1 protein-coding gene is annotated in these 24734 nt (G+C 33.4%); it reads right to left on the bottom strand.

Translation table 11 applies throughout. From position 1 onward, the window contains the following. Positions 1-225: 225 nt before the first annotated feature. The coding region (gene ebh, locus CD121_RS01915) for a hyperosmolarity resistance protein Ebh (protein WP_126567361.1) at positions 226-24734 on the bottom strand (24509 nt) is incomplete at its 5' end.

The following is a 24734-nucleotide window of genomic DNA, read 5'->3' as shown; positions in this document are numbered from 1 at the left end:
AGATAAATCTGTGAGAATTTCTAAGGTCTTCAACTAGTACTGTTCCCTCAGGAGTCTTGCCATAAATACTACGTATTTATATGTAATTTTTCATTAAAATACTTATAGATAATGAAAAAGGCAATTTCTATATTATTTCAATAGAAATTACCTTTTTACATTTGTCTTAGAATTTTATATTCCGTACACCTTTATTTTGAAGAATTAGGATAAATTTATTGAGTTTTATTTTTTACGTTTTGAAGATTTTTTATTATTCTTTTTCTTCTTTTTTGAGTTTGTGACTTTCTTGTTATTAGATGTTGATTTAACTTTTGCTTTATTTTCATTATCTTTACGATTTTGTTTCTTTTTAGCAATTAATATAGGCGCATCTTTATCATTACCTTTTAGCTTTTTCTCTTTTGAAGAATTTGAAGTTTGTTTGTTAGTTTCTGTTTCATCTTTTTTCTGTTTAGCTAATAACAATGGTTCATGATCGTTATCACTCAATAAATGTTTTTTATCATCTTTAATAGTATCTTTATGATTCAACATTTCCTCTTCTTCTTCTTTTCTACGGCGTTTTGCCATTACAAACCAGAAACTAGCTAATAATCCAGAAATGCCTACAAATCCTAGTGTCTTTTTAAGTACATTAGCAATTGAATCTGTCACACTATGTGTATTTTGATGATTGTTATTTTTATCTTTGCTTTGTTTAGATTTATCGCTAGGGACGCTGCCATTTAATTTTTCTTTAGATCCATTTCCGAAGATAGTAGTAGCATTAGTTTGATTAGCTCTAACTACTCTAGTTAAATCGAAAGGTCTATTTAAAGTATTGTTGAATTGATTTCTGTTTCTGCCAATATTTGTATTGATTTGAACAGCTAAGATACGATTAATACCATCTCTCAATGCATCATCCACTTCTTGTGGTGTGTGTGCATTTTTAATTCTTCTAATCGTGTCATTAACTATGCTATTAATTCGATTTAAAGCATCTTGTTTTTGACTTGCAGTACCAAATCTACTGTTTCTTATGTCTTTAGCTTTTTGTGTAGATATTTTATTGATATTTTTAATAGCATCGTCTTTACGTTTCACTAAATCTTTAATTGGATTTACAGAAATAATCTGAGATATAAACTTATGTTGTTGTTTAGTTATATCTTCAAGTGATTTTGAATTATCAATATCTTTAAGCGCTTGATCTTTTAGACGATTCACTTCGTCTTTAGCAGCAGCTTTTTGTTCTGGCGTTAAGTCAGGATTATTATCAATTTCTTTGATTTTAGCTGCAGCAGCATCTTTGATTTCGTTTTTAGCATCAACTTTAGCTTTGACATAGTTAGAAATATTATTAACAGCATCTTCTAGTTTTTGCTTAATTCGATCAATATCTTCTTTAGTTGTTGCATTATCAATATCATTATTACTTTGTTGTTTTAACTGATTCAATTGATTAATTAACTGTTGTTTTTCTGTATCAGTTAAATCAGGGTTATTTGTAATCTTAGTAATAAGGTCATTGATTTTTTGTTCAATATCATTTTTAGCATCTATTTTAGCTTTAGGTATTTCATTTGCATGAATCTCATCGATTGCTTTGTTGCCTGATTGTTGAACTTTATTGACTTGATCGTTACTAGTCGAATTATTAATATCATTAATAATTTGGTTAGCAAGTTCTTTGGCTTTATTAATAGCGTCAGTCTTATCTTGCTCAGTAGCGTTTGATGCATTAATTTCTTTCAATTTATCTGCTAAAGCTTTATTAACTTCTTGGATGGCATCATTTTTCGCTTCTTGTAATCTTTCTTCACCATTTAATTGGTTAATTGCTTCTTTAATTGATTCTATCATTCCACGAACATCGTTAACATCTGTATCATTATTGTTGTTTCCATCTAGCATTTGTTGTGCATTTGATTTAATTTCATTTAAATTATCTTTTGCACTTTGATCGGCGTTTTGGAAGTCGATGCTATTTTCACTGTTTGGAATAGTATTTTCAACGAGATCTCTAAGTTCAGCCATTGCATCATTTAAATCTATTTGATTATTGATAATGTCATTTATAGTATCTAAATCATTAGCTTTCTTGATTGCTTCATGTGCCGCCACTTTTTGTGGTTGGTTAAGTTGATCTAAACTATCTATAAATTTATCAGCTTTTGATTTTGCATTTGTAACTTTAAGATCACCATTTAATGCATTTTCTGCATCTATTATAGCTTGTTTTAATGCTTCCACTTCAGTATTTGTTAATGCATTTCCACTATCTTTATTTAATACATTTTGTGCATTAGAGATAGCTTTATTGAATTGGGCTTTTAAATCATCATCGGCATTAATAAAGTTTGAGCTAGATTTTATTGGTAGTTCATTATTTTGAACGTATTGTTTTAGAGCATTCATCGCTTGATCTACTGCTGTTGCTTTATTAATAGCTCGAGTCACTTTATTTAATGTATCAGCATTACCGATTTGTAATGTAGCTAATTGCTTTTGAGCGTTATTAATGTTAGTTAATTGGTCTAATGTTTCTAACGCTTTAGTTTTCGCATCACTAAGTCTTTGATCACCATTTAGTGCATCTTTTGTAGTTGAAATAGCCTCAATTAATTGTTGAATTTGCTCTTTAGGTAAGTTTTGACCATTTGCTTTATCAACTGCATCTTGAGCGTTAGTAATTGCTTGGTCGAAGTCTCGTTTTAATTGAGCTTCAGCATTAATGTAATTACCGCTATTTTTAGTTGATTCTTCATTATTAGTGATAGTTTGTTGAAGCTGATTCATGACTGTATTTAATGATGTAGCTTCATCAACAATTTGTTGAATTTCATTTAAGTCATTTGATTGATTAATTCTTTCAACTAAAGATTGATGTTGTGAATCATTAATAGCATTGAGTTGATCGATAGCTTGGTTAGCTTGAGTTTTCGCTTCAGCTACTCTTTCATCACCGTTTAATGCTTCTTTAGTTTGTTGTATGTCCTGATAAGCTTGTTCAACTTGTTGTTGCGATGCATTTTCTGTAAGTAATTGTTGAGCATGTGTTATTGCTTGTTGATATGCTTGTTGTTTATCGTTATCTGCTTGGCTGTAATCAACCGAATTTTCAACATTAGTATGATCATTAACTGCATCTTGTAATTGTTGCATTGCTGTATTTAATTGAGTTACTTGTTCAACTATTTGAGCAATTGGTTGAAGTTGAGTAGCGTTATCAATATTTTGTTTAATAGCAGTTTGCTGTTCGTTATTAAGATGTGTTAATTGATCGATATCTGTTTTAGCTTGTGCTTTAGCATCAGCAACACGTTGATTACCATTTAAATCATTTGCAGTTTCTTGAAGTTGTGTTAAAGCTTGTTCAACTTCAGTTTGATTAGCATTTGTACCTTGTGCTAGGTTAACGATATTTTCAGCATTACTTATTGCTTGATTTAATGCATCTTGTTTATCTGTTGATGCTTCAGTGTAATTAGGCTCAGCTTTATCAGTATTAATTTGATTCAATTGATCTTTTAATGATTTCATCGCTTGATCAAGTTGAGTTGCTGTTTGAACTAATTGTGCTACTTCTGTTCTAGTTGTAGCACCAGCAATTGCATCTTTAGCAGCTTGTTGTTGCGCATGATTTAAATGATCTAAACTATCAACAGTAGTTGTTGCTTGCTGTTGGTCTTGTTCAAGTTTTTGATCACCATGAAGATTGTCTTTAGCATTGATAACCTCTTGGATTTTTTGTTCAATTTGGTTTGTATCCATTGTTGGATTTGAAGTTTGATTGATTAAATCTTTGGCATTAGTTACTGCTTCAGTATATGCATCTTTTTGTGCAGGATCTTCATTAATAAATTTACTACTTGCTTCAACTTGTGCTTGGTCATTAATGCTTGCTTTTAAATTGCCCATTGCTGTATTAAGGTCAGCAGCATTTACTAAGATTTGATTAATGTCATCTCTAGTTGTTGCTTGATTGATTTGTGTTTCAAGCGTTTGGCGTTGTGGTTGGTTAAGATCAGTTGAGTTATTTAAGCTCTCTAAAGCTCGTTGTTTCGCTTGCTCAAGTTTTTGGTCACCATGTAAATTATCTTTGGCATTATTCACTGCTTGAGTTAGTTGGTCAACTTGAGTGATATCTAATGTAGGATTAGACGTTTGGTCAATCAAGTCTTGAGCATGTTGTACTGCTTGTGTATATGCGTCTTTTTGTGCAGGATCTTCATTAATAAATTTGCTACTCGCTTCAGTTTGAGCTTGGTCTTTAATACTTACTTTTAGATTTTCCATTGCTAAATCAAGTGCTTGAGCATGATTGATAATTTGTGCAACTTCATCTCTAGTTGATGCACCATTAATTTGATTTTGTAGCGTATCACGTTGAGAAGTATTAAGATTATTTAATTGATTTAGAGTTTCATTAGCATGTTGTTTATCATCAGCTAATTTTTGATCACCGTGTAAATCATCTTTAGCATTATTTACTGCTTGAGTTACATGTTCAATCGCAGACTTATCTAGTATTGGATTTGAATCATTATTTATAATGTCTAAAGCATGGTTAACTGCATCAGTATAAGCACCTTTTTGAGTAGGATCTTCGTTAATAAATTTACTGCTCGCTTCAACTTGTGCATGATCTTGAATACTATCTTTTAAAGCTTGCATTGCATTATTAAGTGCTTGTGCTTCTTCAAGTTTTTGTGCAACTTCATCACGAGTGGAAGCGTTGTTGATAGCATTTTCTATAGCTTGCTGTTGAGCAGGTGTTAAATGATCAAATTGATTTAATGATGTACCTGCATTTTGTTTATCTTCTTCTAATCTTTGAACTCCGTCTAATGCTTGTTTCGTATTATCGACAGCTTGAGTTGCTTGAGATACATCACCTTTATTAATTGTTGGGTTATTAGTTCCAGCAATGATATTTTCAGCATTTTGTAAAGCAGTGTCATAATCTTGTTGTTTGTTAGGTTCAGCATTAATATATTGACTGTTTGCATGAATATCATTTTTGTCAGCAATGCGTTGACGTAACGTATCCATTAATTGATCAAGTGCTTGTGCTTCTGTTAAGTCATTATTAACAGCTGTTCTTGTAGTTTCACTATCTATTAATGCATCTTCCATATGTTTTTGAGCATCATTTAAATGAGATAACTGACTAACTATTTGTTTGGCATGGTCTTTGTCGTTTTGTAATTTCACATCACCATGTAACGATTGCTTAGCATTGTTAACTGCTTCAGTAGCTTGATTAATAGTATTTTCATCTAACGTAGCAGTTTGTTCGTTGATGATATCTTGCGCATGTTGAACTGCCTGATCATAGTTTTGTTGTTCTGTTGGATCTTCATTAATGTAAATACTATTAGTTTTGACTGTTGCGTTATCTTTTATGCTTTCTCGTAAACCATGCATAGCTTGATTTAGTGTATTAGCATTTTGTTCAATTTGGTGAACATCAGTCACTAATGGTGCACCATTCACTTGTTGTATTAAAGCTTGTTTTTGTGGATCGTTTAAATCAACTAGTGCATTAATTGCTTGTTCAGCATTGACTTTTGCATCTTGTAAGTTTTGATCACCATTTAATGCTTGTAACGCATCTTGAACACGAGTAATTGCTTGCTCTACTTCTGTTTGTGATGCATTTTGACCCGTTTGTGGGTTAATGATACTTTCTGCATTCGCAATTGCATCAGTGTATGCTGTCTGTTTATCATTATCCGCATTTGTAAAGTTACCTTGTTGTTCAATGTCATTATGGTTAGCAATAGCTTGAATTAAATTACCCATTGCACTGTTTAAATCTTGTGCAGTTTGTAAGTGTTGATTCACTGTAGCAATGTCTGACGATTGAGTAATTTGAGCTTCTAAAGCTTGGACTTGAGTTTGATTTAAATGGCTCAATTGTCTAAGCGTTTCAGTAGCTTGTTGTTTAGTATTTGCAAGATTTTCATCACCATCAAGTGCTACTTTAGTTGTGTTCACTTGAGATGTAGCTGAATTGATATCATTTGGATCCATGATTAGTGAAGTAGCTTCGTTAATGATATTATTTGCTGCATTTACTGCATTGTTATAGTCATTTTGACGTTCAGTTGATGCATCATGATAGTCTTCAGAAGCTAATGTATCTTGGTTATCTGCAATACTGTTTCTCAATTGTTCCATAGCTTGGTCAAGCGCTTGAGCGTTTTGTTTTATTGTTGAAACATCTGTAACTAATGGTGCTTGGTTAATTTGAGTATTGTAATTTTGCTTTTGAGCATCGTTAAGATGTTGTAATTGATTAACAAACTGAGTAGCTTCTTGTTGAGCTTGAGCTAAGTTTGTATTACCATTCAACGCTTGTTTCGCATTATTAACTGTATTTGTTAAACGTTCAACTGCATCTTGAAGTTCATTTGTGCCAGCATGTTGGTTTAATACATTTTCAGCATTAGCAACTGCTTGGTTATACGCTTCTTGATTTTGTTGATCAGCATTTAAATAATTACCATCAGTTAATGTTTGTGCATTGTCATTAATTGATTGAGCTAATTGATTCATTGCTTGATCAAGGTTTTGAGCAGTTTGCTTAACTTGATTTACTGTTGCAATATCTGGTGCTTGTTCAATTTGAGTTGTGAGTGCTTGTTTTTGAGCATCGTTTAAATGAGACATTGCATTAATTTCTGTATTGCCATTTTGCTTTTCAGTAGCAAGTTTTGTATCACCGTTTAACTCGTTATGTGTGTTATTAACTTGGTTCATCGTGTTCTCGATGTCACTAGCATTTAACGTCGGATTAGATGATTGATTAATAATAGCTTCTGCTTGGTTCACTGCATTCGTGTATGCTATTTGTTTGTCTGCATCAGCATCGTGATAATTTTCACTACCTAATACTTCATCTTTATTAGCAATGCTTTGTTTTAATTGATTCATTGCATTATTAACTTCTTGTGCAGTTTGTTTAATTTGGTTAACAGCATCAATTGATTGTGCTTGGTTAATTTGTTCAGCAAGTGCATCATGTTGTGGTTGGTTTAAATCTTGTAATGTACCAAGTTGAGTTGTTGCTTCTTGCTTAGCTTGAGCTAAGTTTTCATTACCGTTAAGGTCATCTTTAGTTTGATTAACATTTGTTAGTGCTTGATTAACTTCATCAACGTTTAATACAGCTGTTGGTGTGCCATCTACGATTTGTTGAGCATGATTTGTAGCGTTGTCATAAGCAACTTGCTTACTGTTATCTGCTTGAGTGTAATCGATTGATTGCGGCACTTGACTATTAGCTTGAAGTTGTTGTTTCAAGTTACCCATTGCAGTATTTAAATCATTAGCAGTTTGTTTTACACGATCAACATCTGGAACTAAACCTGCTTGAGTTACTTGTTGTTTAAGCGCCTCTTTTTGAGGTGTATTTAAATTAGGTAATTGATCAATTATTGTTGTCGCATTTTGTTGTGCGGTTTGAAGATTTTGATCCCCATTTAATTCGCCTTTAGTTTGAGTCACTTGTTGTAATGCTTGAGTTACTTCTTGTGGATTAACTATAGCATTTGGAGTTCCATTAATAATTTGTTGTGCATGATTTACTGCATCAGTATATGCTAATTGTTTATCTTGATCAGCATTTAAGTAATTACCATTTGTAATAACTTGGTCATGATTTGCAATACCTTGTTTTAAATCAGCCATTGCTTTATTTAAATCTTGCGTTGTTTGTTTAATGCCATTGACATTATCAACTGTAGTAGCTAAATCTACTTGTTGTTTTAACGCTTCTTTTTGAGGTTGATTTAACTCACTTGCATTTTCAATAGCTTGAATTGCTTCATTTTTGGCATTTTGAACATTATTGTTACCATTTAAAGCTTGTTTAGCATCAGTTAATTGTTGTAATGCTTGTTCAACTTCAGTTTGAGGTACATTGCCACCATTAGCTTTATCTAAGATATTTTCAGCATGAGATATTGCTGCATTATATGCATCTTTCTTTTCTTGATCAGCATCTGTGTAATTGATGTTGCCTAATGTTTCTGTCTTATCTTGTAATCCATTAGATAAGGCTGTCATAGCATTATTTAAGTTTTCCGCTACTTGTTTGATTTGGTTAACATGTTCGATATCTGGTGCTTGATCAATTTGATCAGTATGAGCATGTTGTTGTGCACTATTTAAATGATCAAGTGTAGTTATCGTTGCTTTTGCATTTTGCTTTTCAGTTTCAAGTTTTTCATTACCATTTAAGGCTTGAGTTGTTTCTTGAACTTTCGTTAAAGCATTAGTCACTTGAGTTGGATCCATTATTGGATTAGCTGTTTGATTTAATAAATCTTGTGCAGCAGAGATAGCATCGTTAAATGCTGCTTGTTTGTCTGGATCTGCATCGTGATAGTCTTCGCTTGCTAAAATATCGTCTTTGTTAGCGATACCTTGTTTCAAGTTTGTCATAGCTTCGTTAAGCTTTTCAGCTGCTGTTTGAATCGCATTTACATCTGGAACTGCTGTAGCTTGTGTGATTTGTTTATTATATTCATCACGTTGAGCTTGATTTAAGTTTGGCAATTGATCAATTGCATTTGTAACTGTTTGTTTAGCATTAGCTAAGTTTGTATTACCGTTTAATTCGTCTTTAGTTTGATTAACATGGTTAAGCGCATCAGTAATTTCACTTGGTATTACAACTACATTTGGAGCTCCGTCAATTAACTGTTGAGCTTGAGTGACAGCATTGTTGTATGCAGTTTGTTTTTCAGTATCAGCATTTGTAAAGTTACCATCAGCTTTAGTTTGATCTTTATCTGCAATACTTTGTTTCAATTGTGTCATTACATTATTTAAGTCTTGAGCAGTTTGTTTAATACCATTTGTTTCAGCAACAGTTGTAGCATTATTCACTTGACCTTTTAATGCATCTTTTTGAGCTTGGTTTAAGTCACTCGCATTATTGATGTATTCAGTTGCTTCGTCTTTAGCTTGTTGAACGTTTGCATCACCGTTTAATGCTTGTTTAGCATTGTTGACTTGTTGAATGGCTTGTTCAACTTCAGTTTGAGATACGTTACCGCCACTAGCTTTATCTAATATATTTTCAGCATTTGTAATAGCTTGATTGTAAGCAGCTTGCTTTTCAGGATCAGCATCAGTAAAGTTGACTTTTGATGTTGTTAAATCTTTGTCGGCAATTGCTTGTTTTAAACCAGCCATAGCATTGTTTAGATTTTGAGCATTGTTTTTAATTTGATTTACTTCATCAACTGATGTTGCATGATTAATTTGCTCATTTAAAGCATGTTGTTGTGCATTATTTAAGTTATCAAGTCCACCTACTGTTTGATTAGCCTCTTGTTTTGCTTGGTTCAGATTATCATTACCATTCAATTCATTTTTAGCGTTTGTCACGTTAGTTGCGGCTTGATTAATAACAGTCGGATCTAATGATGGATTAGATGTGTTATCAATAATATCTTTTGCACTATTAACGGCATTGTTATATGCCTCTTGTTTATTTGGTGACGCATCTAAGTAGTTTTGATCATTCTTAGTCACTGTATTATCTGCAATACTTTGTTTTAAATGATTCATCGCTTGGTCAACGTCTTGTGCTTTTTGTAAATTAGCTTGAACTTCTGCTACATTCGATGAATTTCCAACTAATTGTTTAAGTGCTTCTTTTTGAGCATCAGTAACATTAGTTAATCTATCGATATTTGTTGTAGCTTGTTGTTTAGCGTTATTTAAGTTTTGATTACCATTTAAATCATTCTTAGCTGAATTAACTTGGTTAGTTGCAGCTTCAACTTGCTCTTTAGTTAGATTTGTACCTTGTGTAGGGTTTAAAATATTTTCAGCATTTGTCACTGCATTTGTATAATCAGTTTTCTTATTATTATCAGCATCTAAATAATTTTGACTATCTAACGTATTGTCTTTGTCAGCCAAGCTTTCTTTTAATTTAGTCATAGCTGTGTTTAAATCTTGAGCATCTTGTTTAATTTTTTCTACTTCAGCAACTGTTTGAGCTTGATTAATTTTTTGAGCTACATTTTCTCTTTGAGCATTATTTAAATTATCTAAACCATTTAATTCTTGCGATGCATTATTTTTAGCTTCGTTGACTTTTTGCGTACCATTTAAAGCTTGTTTAGCAGTATTAATTGCTGACAAAGCTGTTTCAACTTGTGCTTGGTTTGCATTTGAACCAGTAGTTGGGTTTGTAATACTTTCAGCACTTGTTATTGCGTTATTATAATCCTGTTGTTTAGATGGTTCTGCATCAGTGTAATTGACGCTTTGTTTAACATCTGTTTGGTCATTAACAGCATCAATCAATTGTCCCATTGCTTGATTAAGTGATGATGCAATAGAAGTAACTTGATTTACTGTTGCAATATTTTGAGCATCATTAATTTGGTTAGTAAAGTCTGTACGTTGTGCTTGATTTAAATGAGTAAGTTGATTTAAATCTTGTAATGCATTTTCTTTAGCACGTGTTAAGTTAGCGGCACCATTTAAACCAGTTTCTGCTGTTTTAATTTGTTGCATTGCTTGTGAAACGTTTGAAGGATTAAGTTCTGGTTGAGTAGTTTCACTAACAATACTTTCAGCATGGTTAATCGCATCGTTGTAAGCAGTTTGTCTATCGTTATCAGCATCGGCAAATGGTTGACTTGATTTAACTGCTTGTTGATGACTTATTTCTTGTCTTAAATCAGTCATCGCATTGTTAAGTGCATTTGCATTTGACTTGATATTAGCAACTTCATCAAGTTGTGTAGCACCGTTAATTTGGTTTGTAATACTTTGACGTTGTGCATCAGTGAGATCTGTTAGATGATTTAATGCTTCTGTTGCTTCTTGTTTCGCATTTGAAAGATTAGTATTACCATTTAATTCATTTTCAGCGCTGTTTACATTTTGTGTAGCAGTATTGATGTCTGCTGGATTTGTAACAACATCTGGCGAACCGTTAATTAAGTTTTGTGCGTGTTGGTAAGCATCAGTATAGTTACCTTGTTTCTCAGCACTTGCATTAGTGTAATTACCATCAGTAATTATTGCATTGTGGTCAGCTACAGTTTGTTGTAATTGATCCATTGCAGTGTCTAATGCATTAGCATTATTTTGAAGGTCAGTAACAGCTGCTACTTTTTGAGCTTGGTTAACTTGCTCTTTTAGTGCATTTTTCTGTGGTGTATTCAAATGTGCTAAGTTTTCAATTGCTTGTGTTGCATCATTTTTAGCTGTTTGTAAGTTTTGAATACCATTTAATTCACTAGCAGTTTGAGTAACGTTTTGAATTGCTTGTTCAATTGCGTTTTGATCAGCATTTGTGCCACTCGTTTTGTCTAAAATACTTTCGGCATTTGCTACTGCTCCAGTATATGCATTTTTCTTATCTGTATTAGCATCTAAGTAGTTTTGATTGTTTAAAGTTTCATCTTTATTCGCGATAGCTTGTTGTAATTGTTGCATAGCTGAATTTAAGTTTTGTGCAGTTGTTTTAACTTGGTTAACGCCATCAACTGTAGAGGCACTATTAATTTCGTTAGTTAAATGTGCCTTTTGTGCATCGTTTAATTGATTTAGTGTACCTAAATTATTCAGTGCATCAGCTTTCGCTTCACGAACTTTAGCATCACCATTTAAATTGTCTTTAGCTGTAGACACTTTATTAGTTACCGCTTCAACTTGTTCTTTATTTAAGTTACCACCGTGTGCATTATCTAAAATACTTTGCGCTTCAGTAACTGCATTTGTATAAGCATCTTGCTTAGTTTGATCAGCATCAGTAAAGTTAACACTATTTTTCACTGTAGTTTGATCATTAATACTATTTTGTAATTCGCCCATCGCAGTATTTAATTCATGAGCTGTATTTTGTGCTTGAGCGACTTGTGCAAGTGTAGTTGCATTAGTAATTTGTTCAGTTGCTACATTTGTTTGTGCAGTGTTCAAGTGATTATATGTTGCTAATGCTTGTTTAGCAGCTTCTTTAGCTTGAGCAACTTTTTCTTCACCGTTTAATGCATTTTTAGCAGTTGTAACTTGATTTAATGCTGCTTGAACTTGAGTAATATCTGCATTTGTACCTTGATCTTTACTTAAAATTGCATTAGCTTGAGTAACTGCATTTGTATACGCTTGTTGGTTAGTTGGGTCAGCATCAGTATAATCAACGCTTTGTAATACATCATTATTATCGTTAATACCTTGCTGTAACTCAGCCATAGCTTGGTTTAAATGTGTTGCAGTATTAGATACTTGCTCGACGTTAGCAACTGTTGGTGCATTGTCGATTTGAGTCGTTAACGCTGCTTTTTGAGCATTGTTAAGTGATGTAAGTTGTTCTAATGCATTTTTAGCATTTGTCTTAGCTATTTCAACATTTCGGTCACCATTTAATGCTTGTTTAGTACTTTGAACATTTTGAATTGCTGTTTGAACATCAGCATGTGATGTATTCGCGCCATGTTCTTTATCTAAAATACGTTCTGCTTCAGCTACTGCATTATTGTATGCTTCTTGATTAGCTTGGTCAGCATTAGTGTAGTTAACCTGTTGTTTAGTAGATTCTTGATCTTGAATCGATTGAGCTAATTCATTCATAGCATTATTCAGTTGAGTCGCATCATTTTGAATAGTAGTTACATCATTCACATGAGTTGCACTATTAATTTGATTAGTAATACTTTCTTTTTGCTCATTTGTTAAATGAGATAATGTATTTAAGTTTGCTTTCGCATTGTTTTGGGCATTAACAAGATTTTGAGCACCATTTAATGCACCTTCTGCAGTTGTCACTTGTGTTGTTGCTTGAGTAATTGTATTTGGATTCATTGTTGGCGTGCCAGTTTCATTAATAATGTTATTCGCATTATTAACTTGAGCATCGTATGCCTGTTGCAAGTCTTGGTTTGCATCAGTATAGTTTTGACTTGATTTTACTGTTTGTTCATTAGCAACACTATCTCTTAATGTTCTCATTGCATCATTCAGTGTTTGTGCATTAGTTTTAACTGTTTGAACGTCAGGTAATGTTTGAGCATTTTGAACTTGTTCTTTTAGATTTGCTTTTTGAACGTTATTCAATTGTGCTAATCCGTCAATCGTGTTGTTAGCATTTTCTTTTGCAACACGTAAATTATTATCACCATTTAACGCATTATAAGCACTTGTTACTGAAGTTGTAGCATTATCGATATCTGTTGGTACAAGAACAACATTATTTGTACCATGGATAATAGATTCTGCATTAGCAACTTGAATGTCATATGCATTACGTTTATCGTTATCTGCATTGATATAATTTCCGTTTGTTAAAGTTTCTGCTTTGTTAGCAATCGATTGTCTTAAGTTACCCATTGATGTATTAAGTGTTGTTGCTAATTGCTTAACGCCATTTACATCAGCAACACGATTACCACTAGTAACTTGAGCTTTTAAAGCGTCTTTTTGAGCAGTATTTAAGTTAGTGCTTTGATCAATTGTATTGATTGCACTTTGTTTAGCTTGATCTAAGTTTTGTTGACCATTTAATGCTTGTTGTGCTTGGTTAATTTGGTTAACTAAAGTATCTACATCTGATTTAGAAGTATTAGGTCCAGTCGCTTTGTTTACAGTTGATTCAGCAGTTACAAGATACATATCATAATTTGATTGATTTTGTGAATCTGCATCTAAATAGTTTTGACTATTTTGAACATTATTTTTATCATCAACTAATGTTTGTAATTGTCCCATTGATGTATTTAATGCATCAGCATTTTGTTTTACTTGTTCAACGCCAGCAAGATTAGTTGCATGGTTGATATCATTTTCTAATGCGTTATGTTGAGCAGTAGTTAAATGATTTAATGTACCTAAATGTTGAATAGCTGCTGTTTTCGCATCATTAATTTTATGATCGCCATTCAATTCATTTTGTGCATTAGTAATTCTTTGTAATGCTGTTTCTACATCATTTTGCGGCGTGTTAGGACCAGCATCTCTATTTAAAATCGCTTTGGCAGCTGCAATCGCTTCATCGTATGCTGTTTGTTTATTAGTATCTGCATCAGTGTAATTTTCTGTTGTTTTGATTTGATTTTCATTATTAACAGCTGATTGTAAATTATTCATTGCAGTGTCTAAACTTTGAGCACTTTGTTTAGCTTGGTTAACTTGGCTAATATTTTGAGCATTAGTGATTTGAGTATTTAAGTTATCTTTTTGTTGGTTAGTAATATGAGATAACGTATCTAAATACTGTTGTGCGTTTTGTTTAGCAGCTGATAAGTTTTCGTCACCGTTTAAATCGCCTTTAGCATGAAGCACTTGTTGAGCTTTCGCATTAATTGTATCAGCACTCATCTCTGGATTAGTTGAAGCATTGATGATGTCTTCAGCTGAAGTTACTGCGTTATTATATGAATTTTGATTATCAGGTGATGCATCGTTATAATCTTCACTATTTCTTACAGTATTTTGGTCAGCAATGCTTTGTCTTAATGTATCCATCGCGTGGTCTAACGTATTCGCATTACCTTGGATACTTTGAACATCTGCCACTGTTGTACTGTTATTAATTTGAGTTGTTAAATGATCTTTTTGAGCATTAGTTAAATGCGTTAATTGTGATAATGCTTGTTTAGCAGTTTGTTGAGCTTGTTCTAAATTACGGTTACCGTTTAATTCATTTTTAGCTTTATTTACTTTAGCAATAGCTGCGTTAACTTGGTCTTGAGTTTTATTAGGACCGTTTTGAGCTAGGATTGCTTTAGCTTCATTAACTGCTGTTGTGTAGTTAGTTTGTTTATCAGAAGATGCGTCTCGATAATTTTGAATATTTAATGTGTCATTTTCGTTGCTAATAGCATCTTGTAAGTTACCCATTGCAGTATTTAAATCATTCGCATTTTGTTTCACTGAATTAACGTTAGCAATATTAGTTGCATCATTAATTTTAGAAGCGATATTTGCTTTTTGAGCATTATTTAAATGAGATAGTGTATTCAACTCATTGTTTGCTTGTTGTTTTGCTTGTTCAAGCTTTTCTTCACCATTTAATGCATCTTTTGTTGAAGTAACTTGATTTATCGCTTGGTTAATTGCATCAACAGTCATTGTTGGTTGCGTAGTTTCACTAATGATTTGTTTAGCATTTGAAACTGCTTGATTGTAGTTATTTTGCTTTTCATTATCTGCATCTAAGTAATCTTCACCACGTTTTACTGCTTCGTTATTAGCAATAACATTTTGTAAGTTATTCATTGCCGTGTCTAAGTTAGATGCGAGTTCTTTCGCTGCGTTAACAGTATCAACTTGATGTGCGTCGTTGATTTGTGACTGTAACTGTTGACGTTGAGCGTCATTTAAATGCGTTAATTGACCAAGTGCTGTTTGAGCTTCTTGTTTAGCATTGTTAAGGTTATCAGAACCGTTTAATGCAGTTTCAGCCTGAGACACTTGTTGTAATGCGTTAGTTACATCATTAGGTATTAACGTTGGATTTTGAGCGTTGCCATTAATGATTTCGTTAGCTTGGTTATAAGCAGTATCATAATCATTCTTCTTATTAGTATCTGCATTGACATAGTTGTCGTCTTGAACTAATTGAGCGTGGTTAGCGACACCTTGTTTTAAATTGGCCATAGCTGTATCTAAAGCAATTGCATTTTGTTTAATATCATTCGCTGCTAGTACATTTTGAGCTTGCGTTACTTGTTGTGTTAAAGCGTTCTTTTGCGCTTGATTTAAGTCATTAGCGTTAGTAATTGTATCAATCGCTTCTTGTTTAGCACGTTGTAAGTTTTGCTCTCCATCTAAGGCAGCTTTAGTTGATTTAACAGTATTTGCTTTTTGATTAATAGCGTCAGGAGACATTGTTGGACTATTTTGTTCTCCAATGATGCCTTTAGCTGCGTTTACTGCATTATCATAATTTGTTCTGTTAGAAGATGTTGCCTCAGTATAGTTAATACCAGTTTTGATTGAATCATTATCATTAATGCTGTCTCGTAATGCTGTCATAGCAGTATTTAATGAGTTAATACTATTTTTAATTGTTTCAAGACCAGCATGATTTGATGCAGCATTAATTTGCTCTCTAAAGTTATCTTTTTGAGCTTGGTTAAGACTTGTTGCATGTTGTAATGCTTCTAAAGTTGGTTGACGATCTAAAGTTAAACCAGCTCTTGCTTGATCTAACTCAGATTGAGCGTTAGTTGCTAGAGTCACTTTATCATTGATAGTTTGAACTGATGGTTGGCCAGCAAGTTCTTGATTCACTGCATTTAAAGTTTGACGTGCTGCTTCTAATTTTTCGTTATATGCATTTAGTGAAGCGGTTGTCATACCAACAGTATCTGTTGGTTGATTAATACTTTGCTCTAACGCTTGTTTAGCCGCTTCTAGTGGTGCTTTATCTGGCGTTAGATTTGTTCTAGCTTGATCTAATTCAGATTTAACACTGTTAGTTTGGGTTGTATTTGTATTGATGTCGTCAACTGAAGGATTGCCATCTAATACTTGAGTAATAGCATTTAGTTTTTCTTTCGCTGCAGAAAGTTTTGTATTAAATGCATTCACTGTATCTTGAGTCATACCAGTTGTACTTGTATTTTGAGCTTGAGTGATGCTTTGTTGTAACTCATTTTTAGCTGTTTCCAACGGTGCTTTATCTACAGTTAAACCATCGCGTGCAGTATCAAGCGCAGATTTAGCGTTATTAGCTTTAGTAATGTTGTCTCTAATTGTAGCGACATCTGGATTACCATGAAGTACTTGAGTAATAGCTTCTAAAGTTTGTTGTGCAGCATTTCGTTTTTCATTAAAGTTAGCGACAGAATCTGCAGTCATACCAGTTGTGCTTGTCGAACGGTTAATATCATTTTCTAAATCATTTTTCGCTGCTTCTAACGGTGCTTGGTCTGGCGTTAAGTTAGTAATAGCTTGTTTTAAGTTATTGTATTGAGTTTCAACTTTAGCTTTTTCAGCTGCGATGTCTTGGTCAGTTGCATCTCCATTATCAATGACTTGTTGTGCGTTATTTGATTCAGCTTGAGCCGTTTGTTTAGCTGTTTGGTAAGCATTGATTGATTCTTGAGTCATACCATCTGTTGATACAGATTTATTTATTTCCTCATCAAGTTTAGCTTTCGTTGCTTTTAATTCACTGTTATCTGCTAAAGGTTGTAATTGATCGATAGCTTGAGTGATTTGTTCATTGACTCTATTTACTGCAGTCATCGCATCTTGTACTTCTTGTACAGTGCGAATTGGTTTATTAATGACGGCATTCGCATTGTTACGAGCACTAGTTAAATCACTATTAAGTGCTTGCATTGCTTGGTTGTAAGCTGTAATACTAGCTGGTTTCTTATCAGTAGTTGAACCAGTTCTATCAAGTTGTTGTACTGCTTGTTGTAATGCAGTAGTATCAGCAGTCAAGTGTGCTTTCGCATCATTAAGTTTCGCTAATGCATTGTTAACTCTTGACTTTTCTGCTGCGATTTCTTGAGCTGTCGCATCACCATTATTAATCACTTGTTGTGCATTAGTAATGGCAGTTTGAGCCACTTGTTGCTTCGTATTGTAATTATCAATACTTTGTTGAGTCATACCGTCTGTTGAAGGTACTTGATCAACAGCTGCTTGTAAGTTATTTTTCGCTGCTACTAGTTCACTATTATCAGCTTTATCTTGTAATAATACTTTTGCTTGATCAATTTTAGTTTGAGCTGCTTGTACTTTTGTTAAAGCAGCACTAACTTGTTGAGGTGACGCAAATTGATCTTGAATGACTTGATTTGCTTCAGCTTTAGCAGCATTGATTTGTTGCTCGGCAGCTGTCATTGCTTGGTTATATTGATTAATACTTGATGGTGTTTTACCGTTAGTACTAATTGCATCATCTAAATGAGAATTAGCAGTAATTAATTCACGTTTATCTGATTTAGTAAAGATTGTTTCATTTACTTCTTCAGTACTACCATCGTTATAAGTAATGATGACAGGAATTGTTGTTGTGCTACCGCCAGCTAAGTTTGTAGGCATATTTGTACCTTGTTTGATAGCAGCATTTTGTTTGTTATTAACATGTACAGCATTGTTAATTTCGTCAGCAGTAACATTGTTGCCGAATTCTTTAATAATTTGATCCGTTGTTACTGTGTGCTCTGATGGTGATGTTAATGTTCTAGAATTAGAACTTGCTGCATTACCAGAACCTGCTTTAGCAACTGCTGTTACTTCTGAATTTGGCTTAATTGTATTAGCATTAAACGTTACTTTACCAGTTGTACTGTCTAATGTAATGTAACTTGGTTGATCAGCTACAGACCACTTGCCGTTTGCCCCTTTAACAACATGTAATGTTTTATTTTGTTCAGTACCATTACCAAGTTTTTCAGTGTAAGTAATATCAACAGCATTTGTTGGGTTAACTAAATTGCCTGTTGGGTTATTAGGTGTAATGTCTAATTGACCATTGTCCCATGCAGTAGATAAAACTTGATTCGGTTGTGGTGCTATAACTGTGAATTCATCACTTGGTTGTTCAGCACTTGTTAATTCTCCACTACCTTGAGTTGCGATAACTTGAATTGTATCAGCTGGGTTAAATGTTCCTGCTGTAACAGTAATTACATTAGCAGTACCTACGAGTCCTGCTACAGTATGAGCAGATTGCTCCTTAGTCCAAGGGCTTCTATTATTATTTCTACTAAATGAAGTAATTACATTTCCATTACGTTTAATTACTAATCTATCGGCATAAGTTGTAACATTTCCAGAACTTGTATTAATACGTTGATCATTACCTGGTGCAATTGTTATTTCACCTTGAGCCGTTTCACTGATAGTTGGTTTAGTTGGTTGAACATTTTTAACAATAAATTTAGCTGATTGAGATGTCGCAAATGTTCGACCATTGTATAAAACATCATATGTAGCATTTACTACTTTAGCTGCATTTGGTTTGTTCATAGCTGCCCAGCTTGCATTATTAGTGCCAGTTGCAGTTTTGTTCCAACGATATGTGAATCCGTCAGTTGGTAAGCCATCACCATTTTCGTTATGAGCATATTGAGAAGCATCAATACCGGATGCTAATGTTGTACCTATTGTTGTTGTGTATTCACTTTGAGGGAAATCAAATTGATACACATACACTTTTACAGGTACTTGTACTGGTGTAGATATGCCAGGATAATTTACGTTAATTGTTAAGTTTTGTACGCCTGCAGTGTTAGAGTCAGGTGCAGTATTATTAACCCATTCAGTAGTAATTCCTGTTGTATTTTGATTTGGTTCAAAAGTTATATAATTAATAGCTTGAGTGCCGTGAGTAAGATTTGTACCCTTTTTATCACGAGCAGGACTAATTGCGACTGCTGATGGATATATTTTGATTGGTATAACAACATTTCTAGTACCTTGACCGTTTGGTAATGTGACTGTAATTGTTTTAGTAAATGAGCCTACATTATTTTTCCAATTATCAGGATTATCTTGCCATGTAGCTATTGTGCCGTTTGGTGCACTCTTAATAAATCGCTCTGCATGGTTAAAATCAAAGTTATTTCCACCTTTAACTAATACTGCTCCTTCGTCAATAGCTTGTAATTGTGGTGTTACTCGAACACTATCACTATCTAACGAATCTACAGTTTCAGAGTGTCTTTCATTTGTAACTTGTCCTCGATCATTTAATGACGTATATGTTAAATTACTTTCAGACATAGCTGCATGAGCCTTAATATCACCATCAGGTAAAGCATCACTAACTGTAATGATTGCCGTACGATCATTTCCATATGTAGTTTTTGTAATTGTTAATGGCGTGCCATCTGCTTTAAGTAAAGTTATTGGTGAATGAGTCAACACATTAGATAATTTAATTTCTTGATTAGTTAATCCCGCTTTATAACTTACTGAATTTGCATCAATTACTGGTGCATCTGGACGGATTTTAGCTAAGAATTTTACATCTTCTGTTTGGCCATTAGCGTAAGTGACACGTACTTGTCTTGTTTGGAAACCTATTTGGCGTGTGTTTGGTCCCTCACCGTTATTACCTATAAAAGTAAAAGTCATATTGTTAGGTTGATCTGACCAAGAGTTGTTGATAGGTTTCATATATTCTTTAGCATTATTAACGTCGGTAATATCAGGGAATGTTCCCAGTTTAGGCGCTACAAATACTTTTTTAGGAATAGTTCGAACAACCATGTATGATGATTCTTTAACTATTGGTGATGTTTCACCATCAAATAAGATATTAGCTCTAACTGTGATATTTTCACCGATAGTTGAATTATTTTTATTTGGCGTATTATTTGTTAACCATGTGATAGTCGCATCAGATATAGGGTTTCCATTTTCTAATGTGAAGAAATCACTTGGAGATGCTCCTTTTCCATTCGGGAAATTTTGGCCCTGTACAGTATATCTTGGTTTAGCAACCACATTGTTAAGAGTGTGTTTAACTGGTACGGTTACAGTTGATGAAGTTCCATCTGTATAAGTTACTGTAACAGTTACATCAGCGTTATTACCGCGTCTATGAACATTACTTACTGTTTTACTTTGAACTTCATTTGTTGATGCTGTGGCATAACTTCTATTAGGTACTATTTCTGTCAAAGTAACTGAGTTTGTAATTGCTTCTTGGTCCTCTTGTGAAATGCTCGCATTATTGCTAATATTAGCGATTCTGACTGGATTTTGAGCTGTAGAAGTTGTTGAAACACGATATTTATCTTTTAATGGTTTGATTGCTATATTGAATGAATGTTCAGTACTATTACCGCTTGTGTCTGTTGCAATTAAGTTAATTGTTTTATTTGTTGTACGTGTTACATTAGGAACAACAAAAGAAGCTACTTGATTATTATTTGATACATTGCCTGTGATTTGAGATGTAGGCGTTACAGTTACATTTCTTAATTCATAATTATCATTAGCAGTAATATGATTTGTATATGTTTCTCCAGAATAAATCTGCTGATTTGTTGGATTTTCAACTGAAATTGTTGGATTAACTTTATCACTTGGAACAAAGTACACATTAATTGTGTCAGTCGTAGTAGCTAAGGTTGAATTTAAATTTTCAATGTAAGGTTTAGGACCGGTAGGCGCTAGATACAATTGAGCTCGATAAATCGCATTATGAACATTACTGATTGTATTATTTTTAATAACTTTATCAATAGTAAATGCACCTGCGCCGTTAATAGCTGGTTTATTTACATTCATTAATGTTGAATTATGGCTGTTGTTACTCAAATTAGAATAAGTAATAGTTTGTCCACCAATTCCGGTATTAGTCGTTACAATATCTAGCACTTGAATCGGTTGATCATCTAAAGTGTAAAAACGTTGTCCATCACCTTGAGGTGAAGTTAGTGAGTAACCTGTCGTGCTATAAGTTGGTCGACCACCGGCTTCAGCTGCTTCTTTTTCAGTACCAGCAATATTTGTTCGTAAACCAGGAATATTTGTATTAGCTACTAATAAGTTTAATACTTCATTTGTATTAAAATCTTGACCTAAAGTAGCATCATATCTATAAATTAAAGATTTATGATCAGGTGTCCATTCAAGCCCTCCATCAGTCGGTCTATTTTCTATTCTCGGACTCGTCCATGACACTTGATAATCATTAGGAAAATCAACCCAACGAAGGAAAGACATATGATTACCATTTGAAGTAAATGATTTAACTAGTTTTCCTTTAGTGACAGTAACAGTCACAGTGCTTACACCTTGATCAGATAAAGGATTATTAACAGTAATATCATTTTTAGTTAATGGAAGAATATGACTATTAGCATTTATAAATGCTTGTTTCACTCTAGTGACTTCATCGTCAGTTAATTGATATTTTGAAATTCTATAAACACGTTGATCATCAGTTGGTTCATTAACGTCGATGACTTTTAATGAAAGCGTCAATGGTGCTAGATTTTGATGATACGCATTAGCAGCTTGAACTTGATAATCGTATGTTCCTACATCTAGATGTGAAATTTCAGACGGAGTAGGTAACGGATTAATAGCTGAAATATTATAGAATAAATTATTTGGTAATGCTGCACCATCTTCTAAAGTGAAATATTGTTGTAACTCTCCAAAATTAAAAGCTTGTCCTTTGGCGATAACAATTGTAGCTTGTTTTAAATTATCTCCACTAGCATAGGCCGCATTTCTTATAGGTTCATAAGTAATGACTTGAGATGGTGATAAATGGTCTGTTGAACCATCTTTGTAAGTAAATTGAGCTGAACCATTCGAACCAATGGCTAGATTATTTGTTTTTGCTAATTTATCTTTTAAATTTGCATTTTTATTTAAAAGTGATTGACTTATTTGAAGTAGTTCTTCAAAGGAAATTGACATTGGATCTGATACTTTTATTTTTTCAGCATTATCAAGACCCACTGGTTCAAAATCCTGACTCATTTTACCCACGTTGAGTGAAACTTGTTTAGCTTGGCTTGTATTGTTCGCGTTATCAGTTGCTGTAATCGCAAATGAAAGTTGACTATTATAAGTTTGATTATTAGGTATTGTTCCAGAAATAGTCAGTACACCTGATATACCATCTGAACTTTTCTCTAAATGTGTTGTCCATCCGCTTGGCAGATTAGTAACATTTACATTTTTAATACCTGTTCCGTATCGCTCATCTGATACATTAACAGTGAAACTAACATTTTCACCTCTATAATATTTCTTTTCAATACCTACAGGGTCGTTGATAGTTGGTGGTGTATCATCAGGTAAAATTGGAACTACATTTCCCCAGTTAGATTGTACATTTTTGTTATAAAATACTATCGCTTTAATATTTCCCCCTGCAGGCGGTAAAGGGAATACAAATCCATTATTTTTTTCAATAACAACTGTATGACTATCATATGTAGGTGTTTGTGTTCCAAGAGTTGCATAGCCTGTTGGTACTGATGCAGGATCATTAGTACCATTTTTACCTTTATCCTTTGAAGTTATTAAGTAGACTAAAGCTGTTGGGTCATTAGGCACATTATCTATAACTATTCTTGGCATTTCCCCACCTTTACCATGTAATTCTTCAGCGGTTGTTACTATATGCGGCGCAGGTGGTTTAACACGTATTTCAAATTGTTGTTCATTTTTTCCGAATCTGACTGTTGCAAAATAAATACCCGGATCTAGATGGCCTACTAATTCGATATTTTTTTCATAAGCAGTATTAACACGGTCTACAGAACTTTGGATTCTCAGGGTTTTAGGTATACCGGTAATGGACCAATCAGAATCAGTAAATGGCGCATTACTCACTAAGTTAATTCTTAATGGTTGATTATAAATCGTTTTTCCACCAGAAGTAGACGTGCTATTTTGCATTTCTCCAGGATTTAAAGCAAAAACTGGATGACCAGCTGTTTGAGATATTGGTAATAATGCACGGTCTAAAATTTCATCGTTAGTGAAAAATAATATATTATAACGTAATTCTGGTAAGACAGTTAAATAAGCAGGAGTAAGAGTTTGTTCATTTTGATATCTGTCACGATAATTAAATCCAATCAATAACCGAATTGGCCTACCAGAATTTAATGATTCTCTTAATTTTTCATCAGTGAATAATTGACTTATTTCGTATTCATTCAAAGGTTGAGGTGTAAAATCACGTTTACCATTATAATTTAAATCCGGATTGAAAAATCCTAAAACATCATTAGTTGGCGATTTGATATAACTCAATGGATCACTAGCGTAATCTTGTGAAAAATTGTTACTTTCTAAAACTAATTTTGTTTTATAAGAGTTAGTTGCTGGATCGTAAATTTGTTTTTTATTACCTATACGATAACTACGGTTAACTATTTGGTTTGTGCTAGCCATTCTTTCAGTGAATAAATTTAAAGGCTCTACATAAAGTTGGCTATAGTTAGAATATTGATTATCTTCATATGCACGTGCACCTGCAGCGTAGTATAACCTTTGACTAGTAGATCCAGTCGTTTTAAATGTAATAGTATAACTAGAGTCACCTTTACCTATAAATGCGTATATTCTACTTAAACCTGGAATTTCATTTTTGTTTTCACCATTTAATAGAGTTAATAACTCATACCCTTTAGATTTAGCTTCATCACTAGCACCTTGATCAGTAAAGTAGCCACTAGGACGTGCTAAGTCTTTAAAATTATAGATTTGAATATCAGACATTTCGTAGAATGTATGGCCATTTGGTGGTCCTTCATCAAAACCATAAGCTCTTTTTCTGTCAATTTGATCTCCATTACTCCAAAATTCAGGTAAAGGTTTATCTAAACCTGCACCTGCCCCAGTGCTACTAATTATATTATTGTGATCTCGATCGACAATACTAATTCTAGTCTCGCCTACTGGTGTTTGTCCTTCTGGTAGTCCAAACCAAAATACCATTTTGTCATGCTTTACATAAGCTCTGTTGAATTTTATTGTCCATTCATAGCCATCTTTCAATTGTTTAGCTGACATTAACGCATACTCTTTTGATTCAGCAGCATGTAAAATATTAAAGTGGTCTCTAGCTGGTACGTTAGGTGAGTCTCTATTTGATGCACTAACAAAGGTACCAACTGGGTATCCTGAACCGTCAATCTCACTACTTACATAGTATCCTGATAATGCATTTTGATAATCAGAACCTACTCTTGGCTCTACTGAACTAGTTTTTGGCTCTACTGAACTAGTTTTTGGCTCTACTGAACTAGTTTTTGGCTCTACTGAAC

The sequence above is a fragment of the Staphylococcus pasteuri genome (assembly GCF_003970495.1).
Lineage (GTDB): Bacteria > Bacillota > Bacilli > Staphylococcales > Staphylococcaceae > Staphylococcus > Staphylococcus pasteuri.
Note: the sequence above shows the minus strand (reverse complement) of the source record. Positions and strands in the feature narration are given on the sequence as shown.